At 71.2% G+C, this 13,643-nt stretch carries 12 protein-coding genes; 7 read left to right on the top strand and 5 right to left on the bottom strand.

The annotated features are described in order from the left end of the window. Positions 1-60: 60 nt before the first annotated feature. Both ACZ4VK_RS29770 and ACZ4VK_RS29765 read left to right on the top strand, forming a co-directional pair. Complete coding sequence (locus tag ACZ4VK_RS29770) at positions 61-654, top strand: hypothetical protein (RefSeq protein WP_468358671.1); 594 nt, start codon at positions 61-63, stop codon at positions 652-654. Positions 655-699: 45 nt separating this feature from the next. Further along, positions 700-1,203, top strand: coding sequence for a DUF1269 domain-containing protein (locus tag ACZ4VK_RS29765; RefSeq protein WP_468358668.1), 504 nt, complete (start codon positions 700-702; stop codon positions 1,201-1,203). A gap of 117 nt (positions 1,204-1,320) precedes the next feature. Here ACZ4VK_RS29765 and ACZ4VK_RS29760 read toward each other — a convergent pair whose 3' ends face one another. Together ACZ4VK_RS29760 and ACZ4VK_RS29755 are read right to left on the bottom strand one after the other, a co-directional pair. Next, positions 1,321-2,583, bottom strand: a complete 1,263-nt coding sequence (locus ACZ4VK_RS29760) for an arginine deiminase (protein ID WP_468358665.1) — start codon at positions 2,581-2,583, stop codon at positions 1,321-1,323. A gap of 55 nt (positions 2,584-2,638) precedes the next feature. After that, positions 2,639-4,099, bottom strand: coding sequence for a basic amino acid/polyamine antiporter (locus tag ACZ4VK_RS29755; protein WP_468358662.1), 1,461 nt, complete (start codon positions 4,097-4,099; stop codon positions 2,639-2,641). A 389-nt stretch (positions 4,100-4,488) separates the two neighbouring features. On the opposite strand from ACZ4VK_RS29755, the gene ACZ4VK_RS29750 reads away from it, so the two are divergent. The 3 genes from ACZ4VK_RS29750 to ACZ4VK_RS29740 all read left to right on the top strand — a co-directional run bounded on the left by ACZ4VK_RS29750 (position 4,489) and on the right by ACZ4VK_RS29740 (position 8,150). Then, on the top strand, positions 4,489-5,901 hold the full coding sequence (locus ACZ4VK_RS29750) for a family 2B encapsulin nanocompartment shell protein (protein ID WP_468358659.1): 1,413 nt from the start codon (positions 4,489-4,491) through the stop codon (positions 5,899-5,901). Between the two features lie 110 nt (positions 5,902-6,011). After that, on the top strand, positions 6,012-7,250 hold the full coding sequence (locus ACZ4VK_RS29745) for a family 2 encapsulin nanocompartment cargo protein terpene cyclase (RefSeq protein WP_468358656.1): 1,239 nt from the start codon (positions 6,012-6,014) through the stop codon (positions 7,248-7,250). A 15-nt stretch (positions 7,251-7,265) separates the two neighbouring features. Beyond that, positions 7,266-8,150, top strand: a complete 885-nt coding sequence (locus tag ACZ4VK_RS29740; RefSeq protein ID WP_468358652.1) for a geranyl diphosphate 2-C-methyltransferase — start codon at positions 7,266-7,268, stop codon at positions 8,148-8,150. Positions 8,151-8,177: 27 nt separating this feature from the next. On the opposite strand, the gene ACZ4VK_RS29735 is transcribed toward ACZ4VK_RS29740, so the two are convergent. Then, positions 8,178-9,095, bottom strand: coding sequence for an adenosine kinase (locus ACZ4VK_RS29735; RefSeq protein ID WP_468358649.1), 918 nt, complete (start codon positions 9,093-9,095; stop codon positions 8,178-8,180). Positions 9,096-9,341: 246 nt separating this feature from the next. On the opposite strand from ACZ4VK_RS29735, the gene ACZ4VK_RS29730 reads away from it, so the two are divergent. Further along, positions 9,342-10,484 carry a S1 family peptidase gene (locus ACZ4VK_RS29730; protein WP_468358646.1) on the top strand — a complete coding sequence of 381 codons (1,143 nt, stop codon included), beginning with the start codon at positions 9,342-9,344 and terminating at the stop codon, positions 10,482-10,484. 57 nt (positions 10,485-10,541) lie between these two features. Here the strand turns inward: ACZ4VK_RS29730 and ligD are convergent, their stop codons facing one another. Both ligD and ACZ4VK_RS29720 read right to left on the bottom strand, forming a co-directional pair. Next, entirely contained in the window at positions 10,542-11,450 is a 909-nt protein-coding gene (gene ligD, locus ACZ4VK_RS29725) for a non-homologous end-joining DNA ligase (protein WP_468358643.1), read from the bottom strand. After that, the gene (locus ACZ4VK_RS29720) at positions 11,447-12,157 is read right to left on the bottom strand and encodes a nucleotidyltransferase family protein (protein ID WP_468358640.1); all 711 of its coding nucleotides are present in this window, start codon (positions 12,155-12,157) and stop codon (positions 11,447-11,449) included. Before ACZ4VK_RS29720 ends, ligD begins: the two co-directional genes overlap by 4 nt. Before the next feature lie 190 nt (positions 12,158-12,347). Between ACZ4VK_RS29720 and ACZ4VK_RS29715 the strand changes: the two genes are divergently transcribed. Next, positions 12,348-13,640 carry a cytochrome P450 gene (locus tag ACZ4VK_RS29715; RefSeq protein WP_468358637.1) on the top strand — a complete coding sequence of 431 codons (1,293 nt, stop codon included), beginning with the start codon at positions 12,348-12,350 and terminating at the stop codon, positions 13,638-13,640. Positions 13,641-13,643: the final 3 nt, after the last annotated feature.

The following is a 13,643-nucleotide window of genomic DNA, read 5'->3' as shown; positions in this document are numbered from 1 at the left end:
AAGAGGACGCATCCCGTGAACCCCCCATCGACACCCGCGAGGTCGGTTCGCGTACGCGCGGTGAGCGCGGCGGCCGCCGTCGTCGTCACCGCCCTCGGCGCGGCCGGCCTGGTGTCCTGCGACACCGGGAACGACGACACCGGCAGCCCCGCGTTCAGCGCACGCCCCACGGCGCCCGACACGGGCGGTTTCTCGGGCGTACCGCCGTCGGGCATGGCCTCGTCGGCGGCGGAGGCCGTCGAATCGGCCCGCGCGTCGGCGTCGTCAGCGGCGGCCTCGGCGTCCGCCCGCGAGGCATCGCGCAAGGCGTCCATCGGGTCGGAGATCGAGCGTTCGCGCCAGGAGGCCGAGAACGCTCTGAAAGGCGTGGAGGGCCGTGGCAACGCCCTTGGCGAGGTCGCGATGACCGGCAAGCCCCGGGCGGACACCGGAGGCGTCCTGACCGTCCTCCTCACCATCACCAACAAGACGGACCAGGAGGCCTCCTACGCCGCGCAGGTCGACTTCCTCGACCCCTCGGGCAAGGTCGTCGAGACGCAGTTCGTCGGCGCCGAGGACCTCGAACCCGGCGAGCGCGAACAGCCGCTGGTCATCAGCGGGCAGCCCCCCGAGCCGGTGCTCACCCCCAAGCTCGTCAAGGCGCAGAGGTACTGACAGAGCGGTCACGACAGAGCGGTATCGACACATGAGGAGAGCCGTATGTCCGAACTCATCGTCCTCGGCTACGACGATCGCGCCGTCGCGAACCGGGCCTTCGCCAAGGTCCAGGAGCTGGAGCGCGACCAGGCGCTCGACCTGACCGGGCTCGCCGTCGTCTCGGTGGACGAGAAGGGCGAGACGCATGTGGACACCCCGGCCAGGAGAGAAGGGCAGGCCGCCCTCTCCGCCACCGCGGGCGCCCTCTGGGGCATGGTCTTCGGCATGATCATCCTCACGCCGGCGATGGGCGTCGTGGGCGCCGCCGTCGGAGGGCTCATCGGCAAGCTGAACCAGATGGGCGTGGACAACAGGTTCCGCGACAAGGTGCGTTCGCTGCTCGAACCGGGCTCGGCCGCCGTCGTCATCATGGCCTCGAAGGTCACTGAGGACTCCTTCGCCGCGGCCATGGACGAGTTCGGCGGGACCGTGCTCAAGACCTCCCTGCCGGAGCAGAGCGAACGGGAGCTCGCCGAGCAGCTGGCGGGCCCGGAGACGTCGGGCTGAGTCCTGGCGGGTGTCTTCCGATCCGGTTCCGACCGACGGGACACCCCCCGGCGAAGCCATCAGGACGAACCGGCCACCCCTCCGCGGGGTGGCCGGTTCCGTGGTGCGCGCGAGCCGTCAGAACGTGACCGCGTCACGGACGAGCGGGCAGGTCATGCAGTGGCCGCCGCCGCGCCCCCGGCCCAGTTCGGCACCGACGATGGTGATGACCTCGACACCCGCCTTGCGCAGCAGCGTGTTGGTCTGGGTGTTCCGGTCGTACGTGAAGACGACCCCCGGTTCGAGGGCGACGGCGTTGTTGCCGCTGTCCCACTGCTGGCGCTCGGAGGCGTACACGTCGCCGCCGGTCTCGATCACCCGCAGTTGGGGCAGGCCGAGGCCCTTGGCGACCACGTCCACGAAGGGCGTGCTGCCCTCGTCGGTGATCTCGACCCCGGGCGCCTTGTCGCCGGGGCGCAGCGAGAAGGTGTGGACCGCGTCCATGATCTTCGGGTAGAGCGTGACGATGTCGCGGTCGGCGAAGGTGAAGACGGTGTCCAGGTGCATCGCGGCGCGCAGCTTCGGCATGCCGGCGACGATGACGTGCTCGGCCGCGCCGTTCCTGAACAGCGAGGCCGCGACCTGGGTGATGGCCTGGCGGGAGGTGCGTTCGCTCATGCCCATGAGGACGACGCCGTTGCCGACGGGCATGATGTCGCCGCCCTCGAAGGTGGCCTGGCCCCAGTCCTGTTCGGGGTCGCCCCACCAGACGGTGGCGTCCTTGTAGTCGGGGTGGAAGGTGTAGACCGCCTTCATGAGGAGGGTCTCGCCGTGCCGGGCGGGCCAGTAGAGCGGGTTCAGGGTCACACCGCCGTACAGCCAGCAGGTGGTGTCACGGGTGTAGAGCGTGTTCGGCAGCGGGGGCATCAGGTACTCCCGCGCGCCGGTGGCCTCCCGCGCGAGGGCGACGTACCCGGAACGGAACGCCTCGGGCAAGTCGGCCGTCGACAGGCCGCCGATGAGGTACTCGGCCAGATCGCGCGCCGTCACGGAGTCGAGGAAGGCACGGGTGTCGTCGATGAGGCCCAGACCGACCTCGTTGGCGGTGATCTTCCGGTCGAGGAGCCAGGCCCGTGCCTCGGGGATCGCCATCGTCTCGGCGAGCAGCTGGTGGAGCTCCACGACGTCGACGCCCCGCTGGGTCAGCTTGTTGACGAAGTCGGCGTGGTCGCGCTGCGCGTTCTCCACCCACATCACGTCGTCGAAGAGCAGGTCGTCCGAGTTGGTCGGGGTCAGCCGGCGGTGGGCAAGCCCCGGGGCGCAGACGAGGACCTTGCGGAGCCGTCCGACCTCGGAGTACACGCCGAGCGCGGGCTCGACGGAAGCGTCGTTGCTGGTCATGCGGGGCCTTTCAGTACGGGTGACGGGTGACGGCTCACGGGGGAGGCGGCGGGCCTCAGAGGCTGATCCAGCCGGTCGCGAGGGCCACGATCCCGAGGACCGCGCCGGCGACCGAGACGGCCAGGATCACGAGCTCACGGCGGGAGAACGGCCGTCTGCCCTGCTCACGCCTCGCCTTGACGAACAGGAAGGTGGCGGGCGCGTAGAGGATGAAGGAGACCAGGACGAACTTGAGCCCGGCCGCGTACAGCAGGAACGCCGTGTACACCGTGGCGAGGACGCCCACGACCAGCTCGCGCCGGGTGCTCAGGCCCGCCACCTTCTCCCGCTCGGGCCTGAGGGCGATCTTCACCGCGAACGCGGCGGCCAGCAGGAACGGGATCAGACTGAGCGAGCTGGTCAGATCGAGGGCGAAGTTGAAGGCGTCGTCGGAGAAGGCCGTGACCACAAGCACGATCTGACTGAGGGCCGTGGTCATCAGCAGCGCGGGGACGGGGACGTCGTCGCCGCTCGACCGCCCGAGGAAGCGCGGCATGTCCTTGTCCTTGGCCGCCACGAAGAGCACCTCCGCGGCCATCAGGGTCCAGGCGAGGTAGGCGCCGAGCACGGAGACGATGAGACCGACGCTCACGAAGACCTTGCCCCAGGTGCCGACCGCGGCTTCCAGGACGCCCGCCATCGAGGGCTGGCGCAGCTCGGCGATCTCGCTCATCGGCATGAGGCCGTACGAGACCATGGTCACCGAGGCGAAGACGGCGAAGACGCTGAGGAAGCCCAGGATCGTGGCCCGGCCGACGTCCTCGCGGCGTTTGGCGTGCCGCGAGTACACACTGGCGCCCTCGACGCCGAGGAAGACGAAGACGGTGGCGAGCATGGTGCCGCGGACCTGGTTGAACAGTGAGCCGGCGTAGTCGGCGCCGCCGAAGTTGTCGGCGAACACGGACGGCTTGAAATAGAACAGCGCGAGGATGACGAAGACGAGGATGGGCACGATCTTGGCCACGGTCACGATCCGGTTGATCGCGGCCGCCTCCTTCACCCCTCGCCGGATGAGCAGGAAGAACGCCCACAGTCCCGCCGAGGACAGGACGATCGCGAGGGCGGTGTCGCCGTCGCCGAGCGACGGCGCGACGGCGCCGATCGTCGACATGATGAGCACCCAGTACGTGACGTTGCCGACGCAGGCGCTCGCCCAGTAGCCGAAGGCCGAGAAGAAGCCCAGGTACTCGCCGAAACCGGCCTTGGCGTACGCGTAGACACCGGCGTCCAGGTCCGGGCGGCGCACCGCGAGCGTCTGGAAGACGAACGCGAGCATCAGCATGCCGCAGCCGGCGATCGCCCAGGCGATCAGCGCGCCCGCGACCCCCGTCTCCTGCGCGAAGCGCCGAGGCAGCGAGAACACGCCGGCTCCCACCATGGACCCGACGACCATCGCGGTCAGCGTGATGAGCGTCAGCTTGGCCGTGGGAGGGGAACCTGTGGCGGCGGCGCCCGTGCTCGTATCGGCGTTCGACATGACCTGCCTCTCGGTCCACTAAAAGCTCGATAAAAGCAATTTGGCGCAATTGCGGCCATTGCGCCTCTCTTGGGTCCGCCTGAACCAGCGCCCCGGGGGAGTGGGGCGATGGTTCCGCCGCTCACGCCGGGGCGCGGCAGGCCTGTCTGAAAAGTGATGTTTGCTCGGTTAAACCTCGTGCGAATCAAGATCGCCGTTTCGAGTTAATGCCCCCGATCCGATGAGGCGAGCGGGGTTAACCGGCCGCTACTGTTCCCCCGGATCTGGACGGATTCCCAGAGATTCATCCCTGTTCCGTCCTTCCCTCCCCTTTCTTCTGTTTCTCCTCTTTCAGCGACCGGCGCACCCGTGCGCCGGTCACCACCCCCCTCCGAAGGAGAGCCCGCCCCATGACCGTTGACACCAGCCCGGACGCACAGCTGGACGCGCCGAAGCAGTCCAGCCTGAGCACCGCGGCCGCCCGGAACCTCGCCACCACGACCAAGTCCGCCCCGCAGATGCAGGAGATCAGCTCCCGCTGGCTGCTGCGGATGCTCCCCTGGGTCGAGACCAAGGGCGGCGCCTACCGGGTCAACCGCCGACTGAGCTACACCATCGGTGACGGTCACATCGAGTTCGTCCAGGACGGTGCCCACGTCCGGGTGATTCCCCGCGAGCTCGGAGAGCTCGCCCTGCTCCGCGGCTTCGAGGACGAGGAGGTGCTGAACGCGCTGGCCGGCCGGTGCGTCCAGCGCGACTTCGGCGTCGGCGAGGTCATCGTCGAGCGCGGCGCCCCCGCCGACCAGATCCACCTGATCGCCCACGGCCGGATCAACCAGACGTCCGTCGGCAAGTACGGCGACGAGGTGGCCGTGGCGGTCCTCGCCGACGGCGACCGGTTCGGTGAGAACGCCCTTCTGGACGCCGACGCCCGATGGGACTACACCGCCACCGCCGAGACCTCCGGCACGCTCCTCACGCTCTCCCGCGCCGATTTCTCCGCCGTGCTGGACTCCGCGCCGGACCTCCAGGCGCACATCGACGCGTTCAGCTCGCTGCCCCTGCAGCGGCAGAACCGCCACGGCGAGGCCGAGATCGCGATGTCGGCGGGCCACACCGGTGAGGTCGAGCTGCCGGGCGCCTTCGTCGACTACGAGCTCAAGCCGCGAGAGTACGAGCTCTCCGTCGCCCAGACCGTGCTGCGGGTCCACACGAGGGTCGCCGACCTCTACAACGGGCCGATGAACCAGACGGAGGAGCAGCTCAGGCTCACCGTCGAGGCGCTGCGCGAGCGCCAGGAGCACGAGCTGATCAACAACCGGGAGTTCGGCCTCCTCCACAACGCCGACTTCAAGCAGCGGATCCAGACCCATTCGGGCCCGCCCACCCCGGACGACCTCGACGAGCTGCTCTGCCGCCGCCGCGGCACCAAGCTCTTCCTCGCCCACCCGAGGACCATCGCCGCGATCGGCCGCGAGTGGAACGCCCGCGGGCTCTACCCGGACACCGTCGAGCTCGACGGGCAGCGCGTACTCGGCTGGCGCGGCGTCCCGCTCCTCCCCTGCAACAAGATCCCGATCACCAGGGAGAACACCAGCTCGATCCTGGCCATGCGCCTCGGCGAGGACAACCAGGGCGTCATCGGGCTGCGCCAGACGGGGCTTCCGGAGGAGTACGAGCCGGGTCTCTCGGTGCGCTTCATGGGCATCAGCGAGCAGGCGATCATGTCGTACCTCGTCACCACGTACTACTCCGCCGCCATCCTCGTCCCCAACGCGCTCGGCGTCCTGGAGAACGTGCAGATCGCCCGCAGGCGCGACTGACGGAGCTGTCCCGCGGCCGCCACGACGGCCACTGAAGGCCCGGGTCCTCCCGGGCCCGCCCAGCGCGCCCGGGATCCCGGACAGCCCACCCCCTCACCAAGGAGTCACGGATGCCCGAACCCGGGCCCTCCCCTCTGCAGTCGAGCCTGCCCGCCGCCGCCACCCGCTTCGGGGGGCAGGTCCTCGGCCGGTCGGCCCCCGCCACCGAGCCCGCCGAAGCCGCGGCGGTCACACCGTCCCTCCCCGCAGCGGGGTGGGTCCCGCCCGGCCCGACCGGGCTCGGGACGGCGGCCCTCTCCCTGGCCCGGCGCGCGGAGGCCCCGGAGTCTCCTGAAGCCTCGGACTCCTCGGCCTCCGAGGAGCCGGTGCGGGGACGCCCGATCCCGGGTCTCTACTTCCATCCCGTGGCCGAGCCCGATCCGGCACGGGTGGACGAGGTCAGCCGCCGGATCAAGGCCTGGGCCCTCGACGAGGTCCAGCTCTACCCCGAGGACTGGGAGGGCGAGTTCGACGGCTTCTCCGTCGGGCGCTACATGGTCGCCTGTCACCCGGACGCCCCGACCGTCGAGCACCTGATGCTCGCCACCCGCCTCATGGTCGCGGAGAACGCCGTCGACGACTGCTACTGCGAGGACCACGGCGGCTCGCCCATCGGTCTCGGCGGCCGCCTCCTCCTCGCGCACACCGCGCTCGACCCCCTGTACACGACGAAGGAGTACCAGCCGCTGTGGGCGGAGTCGCTCCACGCGGACGCCCCGCGGCGCGCCTACCGCTCCGCCATGGAGTACTTCGTCGACCAGGTCACGCCCTCCCAGGCCGACCGGTACCGGCACGACATGGCCCGGCTGCACCTGGGGTACCTGGCCGAGGCCGCCTGGGCCGAGACGGACCACATGCCGGAGGTGTGGGAGTACCTGGCGATGCGCCAGTTCAACAACTTCCGCCCCTGCCCCACCATCACCGACTCCGTCGGCGGCTACGAACTGCCCGCGGACCTGCACGCGCAGCCGGCCATGCAGCGCGTGCTCGCGCTCGCCGGGAACGCCACGACGATCGTGAACGACCTCTACTCGTACACGAAGGAACTGGCCAGTCCCGGCAAGCACCTGAACCTGCCCGTGGTGATCGCCGAACGCGAGGGCCTCTCCGACAAGGAGGGCTATCTGAAGGCCGTCGAGGTCCACAACGACCTCATGCGCGACTTCGAAGCCGCCGCCGCCGAACTCGCCGCCGCCTGCCCCGTCCCGACCCTGCTGCGCTTCCTGCGGGGCGTGGCCGTGTGGGTCGACGGCAACCACTACTGGCACCAGACCAACACCTATCGCTACAGCCTGCCCGATTTCTGGTAAGAAACGGATTTATCTGTGACCAGCACCGAGTACACCACCGTCAACGACACCTCCGCGTTCGTCCCCTCGCCGGCGACGCCGTACCAGGGGGACATCGCCCGCTACTGGAACGACGAGGCCCGGCCCGTCAACCTGCGCCTGGGCGACGTCGACGGTCTCTACCACCACCACTACGGCATCGGTGACGTGGACCACGCCTCCCTCGGGGACATCGAGGACAGCGAGTACGAGAAGAAGCTGATCGCCGAGCTGCACCGCCTCGAGTCCGCGCAGGCCGAGGTCCTCCTGGACCACCTCGGCTCCATCGGGCGTGACGACACGCTCGTGGACGCCGGCTGCGGCCGCGGCGGTTCGAGCGTCATGGCCCACCAGCGCTTCGGCTGCAAGGTCGAGGGCGTCACCCTGTCCTCCACGCAGGCCGATTTCGGCAACAAGCGGGCCAAGGAACTCGGCATCGACGACCACGTCCATGCCCAGGTCTGCAACATGCTGGACACCCCGTTCGAGAAGGGCAGCATCGCCGCCTCGTGGAACAACGAGTCGAGCATGTACGTCGACCTCGACGACCTCTTCGCCGAGCACTCCCGCTTCCTCAAGGTCGGCGGCCGGTACGTGACCATCACCGGGTGCTGGAACCCGCGTTACGGCCAGCCCTCCAAGTGGGTCTCCCAGATCAACGCGCACTTCGAGTGCAACATCCACTCGCGCCGCGAGTACCTGCGGGCGATGGCCGACAACCGTCTGGTGCCGCAGGCCGTCATCGACCTGACGCCCGACACCCTGCCGTACTGGGAGCTGCGCGCCACCTCGTCCCTGGTCACGGGCATCGAGGAGGCGTTCATCAACTCCTACAAGGACGGCTCCTTCCAGTACGTCCTGATCGCGGCCGACCGCGTCTGACCGACCGTGAGCACCCGGGCCGGGCCGTCACGCGACGGACCCGGCCCTTTCGGCGACCTCGGCGAGGAGTGCGGCGCGGTCGATGGCGTCGGTCCCGGTGGCCGGCACCGTGCAGGCGTAGGCCCCGGCCACCGCGCCGTAGAGGGCGCACCGGTCGAGGTCCTGACCCGTCAGCCGGCCGAAGAGGAAACCGGCGGCGAAGGCGTCGCCCGCTCCGTTGGAATCGACCACCGGCTCCCGGGGTGTGACGGCCGGTACGTGGACGAGCCCGTCGGCCGTCGCCAGGTACGCGCCCTCGGCCCCGGCGGTGGCGACCACGATCTCGGCGCGGCCCCGCTCCAGGATCCGGCGCACGGTCCGCTCCGGGTCCGCCAGGGCGGTGGTGGAGACGAACACGATGTCCGCGCCGTGGGCGAAGGGTTCGTGGTACGGGTTCTCGCCGTCCCAGTTGTGCAGGTCGGTGGAGACGGTGAGGCCCGCCTCGCGCAGGAGGGGGAGGGCGAAGGCGCACGGGTACGTGATCGAGACGTGCGCGTGGCGGCTCGCCGACGCGAGGGAGCGGACCAGGTCCTCGGGCAGCCGGTCGGACTCCCGGGAGCGACTGTCGTCGTAGAGCGAAAGGCGTCGGCCGTCGGGGCCGACGAGGTTGACGGCCCGCTTCGTGCCGCCGGGCAGGGGTACTTCGGTGAAGTCGATGCCCCGGTCGCGGTGGAAGGCGCGGACGAGATCGCCGGCGGAGTCGTCGCCGATCATGTCGATGTGGTGCGTCCGCAGCCCGAGGGCGCTCAGACCCAGGGCCACGAAGTCGCCCGTCTGCCCGGCGCGGGTCTCGATGCCCGGTCGGATCATGTAGCTGTCCGCGTAGGGGAGGGGGAGCTCGGGCACGTGGACGATCGTGTCGACGCCCGCGCCTCCGAGGACGAGGACGTCGTACTGGCTGGTCATCGGGGCTCCTTCGGCTGCCGTTGATCGCACGGGGAGTCAAGCAGCCGGTGACGCCGCCAGCAAGGGCTTGCAGGGAATTTCAGCAAGCGGATGTCCGAGTGTCCGGGCGGGGAGTCCTGGCCGCGGTCGGTGATCGTGGCGCCGAATTCTGTGGATGGTATGGACCTGACAAGTGAGGGCCGCTAGCGTACGCGGTGCTCTGCTGAGAGCGCTCTCAACGTCTTCTTCCCCCACCAGGAGGCTCCTGTGAGACGTACATCCGCCCTGCGCGCCGCCCTCGCGGCCCTCGTGCTCACCCTCGGACTCGGCGCCGCCCACGCCGCCCCCGCGAGCGCCGAACCCGACGGCGCGGCGCCCACCGCGTCCGCCGGCCTCCTCGCCGCCCTGCGCGCGGACCTCGGTCTCACGGAACGTCAGGCCGGCGAACGGCTGAAGGCCGAGCGTGCCGCGGCGCGCGTGGAGGCCGAGGCGCGGAGGACGGCGGGCGACGCGTACGGCGGATCCTGGTTCGACGCGGGCACCGGACGGCTCGTCGTCGCCCTCACCGACCGCGGAGAGGAGGCCGGGGTCCGGGCGCTCGGCGCCGACACCCGGCTCGTCCGGCACAGTGCGGGCGAACTCGACCGCGCCAAGGCCCGGCTCGACGGCCGGTCCGCCCCGGCCGGCGTCGCCGGCTGGCACGTCGACCCCCGCACCAACAGCGTCGTCGTCACCGTCGTCCGCGCCGACCGGCACCTGCCCGCCGTGCGCGCCTTCGTGGAGAAGGCCCGAGACGCCGGCCCCGTCACCGTCGCCGAGACGGCGACCGCACCCCGTACGTACGCCGCGGGAACCGTCGGCGGCGACCCGTACTACACCGGCAACGTCCGCTGCTCCATCGGGTTCTCCGTGCACGGAGGCTTCGTCACCGCCGGGCACTGCGGCCGGGCGGGGGCCGCCGTCCGTGGCTGGGACGGATCCGCGATGGGCACCTTCCAGGGCTCCTCGTTCCCCGGCGACGACTACGCGTACGTGAGCATCCACAGCGGCTGGTGGACGGTCCCCGTGGTGCTCGGCTGGGGGACCGTGCCCGACCGGCTCGTCCGAGGCTCGGCCGAGGCGCCCGTCGGCGCGTCGATCTGCCGCTCCGGGTCCACGACCCGCTGGCACTGCGGCACGGTCCTGGCCAAGAACCAGACCGTCAACTACAGCCAGGGCGCGGTCCATCAGATGACGAAGACCAGCGTGTGCGCGGAGGGCGGTGACTCCGGCGGCGCGTTCATCAGCGGGGACCAGGCCCAGGGCGTCACCTCCGGCGGCTGGGGCAACTGCTCGACCGGCGGCGAGACCTGGTTCCAGCCCGTCAACGAGATCCTCGGCCGGTACGGCCTGAGGCTCCACACGGCCTGACCTGTCTGGGCCAGGGAGGAGATCCCCCACGCGCGCCGACCGGCGTGAGGCCCGCGCTCACGACAGCTTCGCGAGCCTGCGGTGGGCCGCGGTCGCGGAGCGGCCACGGCGCGGCGCCTCCCGCCAGGGGTCGTCCTCGCCGAGGCGGTCTCCGATGGTGGAGACGGTCCACCGCCGCGCGGTGAGCCCCGGATCGTCCAGCTCCGCCCAGCTCACGGGCGTGGCGACGGGGGCGCCGGGCAGCGCACGGACCGCGTAGGGGGCGACGGCGGTCTGGCCGTAGGCGTTGCGCTGGACGTCCAGGTAGAGGCGGTCCCCGCGCGCCTGCTTACGGGCGGCGGTGGTGAGCCGGTCGGGGTACCGGTCGGAGAGCACGTCGGCGGCGTCCCGGGCGAACGCGCGGACCTCGTCGAAGGCCGTACGCCGGTCCAGGGCGACCACGACGTGCAGGCCCCGGGAGCCGGTCGTCATCGGGACGCCGGGAAGGTCCAGCTCGTCGAGCAGCGCGTGCAGAAGCCCCGCCGCCTCCCTGACCTGCTCGAAGTCGTCGCCCGGCGGGTCGAGGTCGAAGACCAGCCGGTCGGGGTGGTCCGGCCGGTCCGCCCTGGAGAGCCAGCGGTGCGGGGTGACGCACGCCTGGTCCGCCAGATAGAGGAGCGTGGCCAGGTCGTCGCAGACGGGATAGGTGACCGTGCCGCCCTCCTTGGCCAGTTCGGTGCGGTGGATCCACTCGGGGAAGTGATCGGGGGTGTCCTTCTGCATGAAGCGGCCGCCGCCGATCCCGTCGGGATGCCGTTCGAGCATCAGCGGACGGCCACGCAGATGCGGCAGCATCCGTCCCGCGACGGCGCGGTAGTACGTGGCCAGGTCTCCCTTGGTGATGCCGTCGCCGGGAAAGAGCTCCTTGTCGGCCCGTTTGATCTCGACGGTCCGGCGGCCCGCTCGCAGGGTCTCCGTGCTCGTCATCGTTTCCTCTCGTCACGCTCACCGTTCGCCTGCTCCTGCGGCCGGACGACGTCGAGGAGTTCGAGCAGGTACAGGAAGGCGGCGGCCATCGGCCTGTCCCCGGTCTCCTCGCGTACGCGGTCCCAGTCGACGCGCTCGCGCAGCCCCCGCGCGACCGGGAGGAGCTTTCCGTAGTCGCAGTGGTGCTCGGACAGGGCGGCCAGCCGTCCGACCATCAGGTCGGTCGGGTCGATGACCGGCATGTGGACCGAGTCCACGGGGAGCGTCCACGCCCGTTCGAGCAGTTCGGTGGTGACCGGCCGACCCGCGAGAGAGAAGATCAGGTCGATGTGCTCGCCGCCCCTGCGCGCCTTCACCAGCCAGTCCTCCGGCGGATCGACGATCTCGATCCCGTGGGCGCGCAGCAGGCCCGTCACGGTGTCGGCGTCCTCGCGCCGTACGGCGAAGTCCGTGTCGTGCTGCAGCCCCACCGGGATTCCGTAGGCATAGGCCGCGACGCTCCCGACCAGGGCGAACGGGCACTCCGACGACTTGAGGACGCCGGCGATCTCCTTGGTGACCTCGAGAATGGCCTGCGTGTGGTCCAGGGGGAGGTCCTGTTCCGACCCGCCCCTGCCGGTCCGGGCCGCGATCCCCGCGAACCGCGCGGGAAGCCGGTCCGCCGGTGAGGAGCGGGCGTCCGCGTGGCGGCCTTCGACAAGGTTCATGGAGCTTCCTCCTCACGGATGCCGCCACTGTTCGGCGAGGGGCGGGGGTGTGCACCTACCCCGTACGCGGGGAAGAACGCGCGGGCGGATCGCCGCGCCCTTCGTCACCCTCACGCGAGTGCCCAGGACGTCCCCGGGCAGACGCCCCGAACGCCACCGACCCCCTACGAGCGAAGGCAGGCGAGCGACGATGAGTCCCAGCGGCGTCCCCCACGGCATGGTCCCCGACAGCACCGCCGCCCTTCTCCTGAAGGGCTACACCTGGCTCCCGGACCTGCGGCGCCGCCACGACGGGGCCCCCGTGCGGACGCGCCTCCTCGGCCGGCCGGTACGGGTCCTGGCCGGACCCCGGGACGTGGAATTCTTCTACGACGAGGCGCACGTCCGCCGCGAAAGCGCCCTGCCGGGACCGGTCCTCGACACCCTCTTCGGGCGCGGCGCCGTCCACACCCTGGACGGCGCCGCGCACCACGTACGGAAACGCCTGTTCCTGGACGCCCTGACCGATCCCGGAGCCGTCCGGGCCCTCGCCGACCTGGTGGGCGAGGAGTGGCGCGCGGCTATGGAGCGCAGTCGGGGCCGGCAGACGGTGCTCTTCGACGAGGTCGCGTACGTCCTCGCCCGGGCGGTGAGCTCCTGGGCCGGACTGCCGCCGACCGACGAGGCGACGACCGGGCGGCTCGCACGGGACTGCGTCGCCATGGTCGACGGCTTCGCCACCCCCGGCCCACGGCATCTGCGGGCCCGCCGTGCCCGGGCCCACCAGGAGCGCAGGCTCGCGCGGGTCGTCGAGGAGGCCAGGTCGCACCCCGCCGACGCGTCCCCCGCGACACCGTTCCGGGCCGTCGTCGCGCACCGGGACGCCGACGGCACTCCGCTCGACGCCCGGACCGCGGCGGTGGAGCTGCTGAACATCCTGCGCCCCACGGTCGCCGTCGCCTGGTTCGCCACCTTCGCCGCCCAGGCCCTGCGGGGAGCCGTGTGGGGGGCCGTACCGGGCAGGTCCGAGGCGCGGGAGCGGCTCGCGGACGCGTCGGCGAACGGCTACGGACTGGCCTTCGTCCAGGAGGTGCGACGCTTCTACCCCTTCGTGCCGTTCGTCGGCGGCCTCGGCGCGGACGGCCTCGGGCCCGAGGGCGAACGGCTGGCTCCCGGCACCATGCTGCTGCTCGACGTGTACGGACAGGACCACGACCCCGACCTCTGGGAGGACCCGTACCGGTTCGCGCCGGAGCGCTTCCTGGGCGCCTCCGCCGGCCGTGAACGGCTGATGATCCCCCAGGGCGGCGGCCCCCGGGACGGACACCGCTGCCCGGGCGAGGACATCACCGTCGCGGTGCTCCGGGTGCTCGTGCGCGAGCTGGCCAGGACCGACTTCACCGTGCCCGAGCAGGACCTGCGGATTCCGATCCACCGCATCCCCACCCGGCCGCGCAGCGGGTTCCGCATCGACGTCGGCGCGGGCGCCGGGCGCGCCCGCTGACTC

This window comes from Streptomyces sp. NPDC028711 (assembly GCF_055565415.1).
The sequence above is the reverse complement of the archived record's forward strand: the minus strand, read 5'-3'. Positions and strand labels throughout refer to the sequence as shown.

Bases quoted from the DNA above. Each gene is read 5' to 3' on its own strand.
- ACZ4VK_RS29720 (WP_468358640.1), bottom strand. From the start codon at position 12,157: ATGAACCTTGTCGAAGGCCGCCACGCGGACGCCCGCTCCTCACCGGCG.
- ACZ4VK_RS29760 (WP_468358665.1), bottom strand. From the start codon at position 2,583: ATGACCAGCAACGACGCTTCCGTCGAGCCCGCGCTCGGCGTGTACTCC.
- ACZ4VK_RS29755 (WP_468358662.1), bottom strand. From the start codon at position 4,099: ATGTCGAACGCCGATACGAGCACGGGCGCCGCCGCCACAGGTTCCCCT.
- ACZ4VK_RS29735 (WP_468358649.1), bottom strand. From the start codon at position 9,095: ATGACCAGCCAGTACGACGTCCTCGTCCTCGGAGGCGCGGGCGTCGAC.
- ACZ4VK_RS29745 (WP_468358656.1), top strand. From the start codon at position 6,012: ATGCCCGAACCCGGGCCCTCCCCTCTGCAGTCGAGCCTGCCCGCCGCC.
- ACZ4VK_RS29715 (WP_468358637.1), top strand. From the start codon at position 12,348: ATGAGTCCCAGCGGCGTCCCCCACGGCATGGTCCCCGACAGCACCGCC.
- ACZ4VK_RS29750 (WP_468358659.1), top strand. From the start codon at position 4,489: ATGACCGTTGACACCAGCCCGGACGCACAGCTGGACGCGCCGAAGCAG.
- ligD (WP_468358643.1), bottom strand. From the start codon at position 11,450: ATGACGAGCACGGAGACCCTGCGAGCGGGCCGCCGGACCGTCGAGATC.
- ACZ4VK_RS29765 (WP_468358668.1), top strand. From the start codon at position 700: ATGTCCGAACTCATCGTCCTCGGCTACGACGATCGCGCCGTCGCGAAC.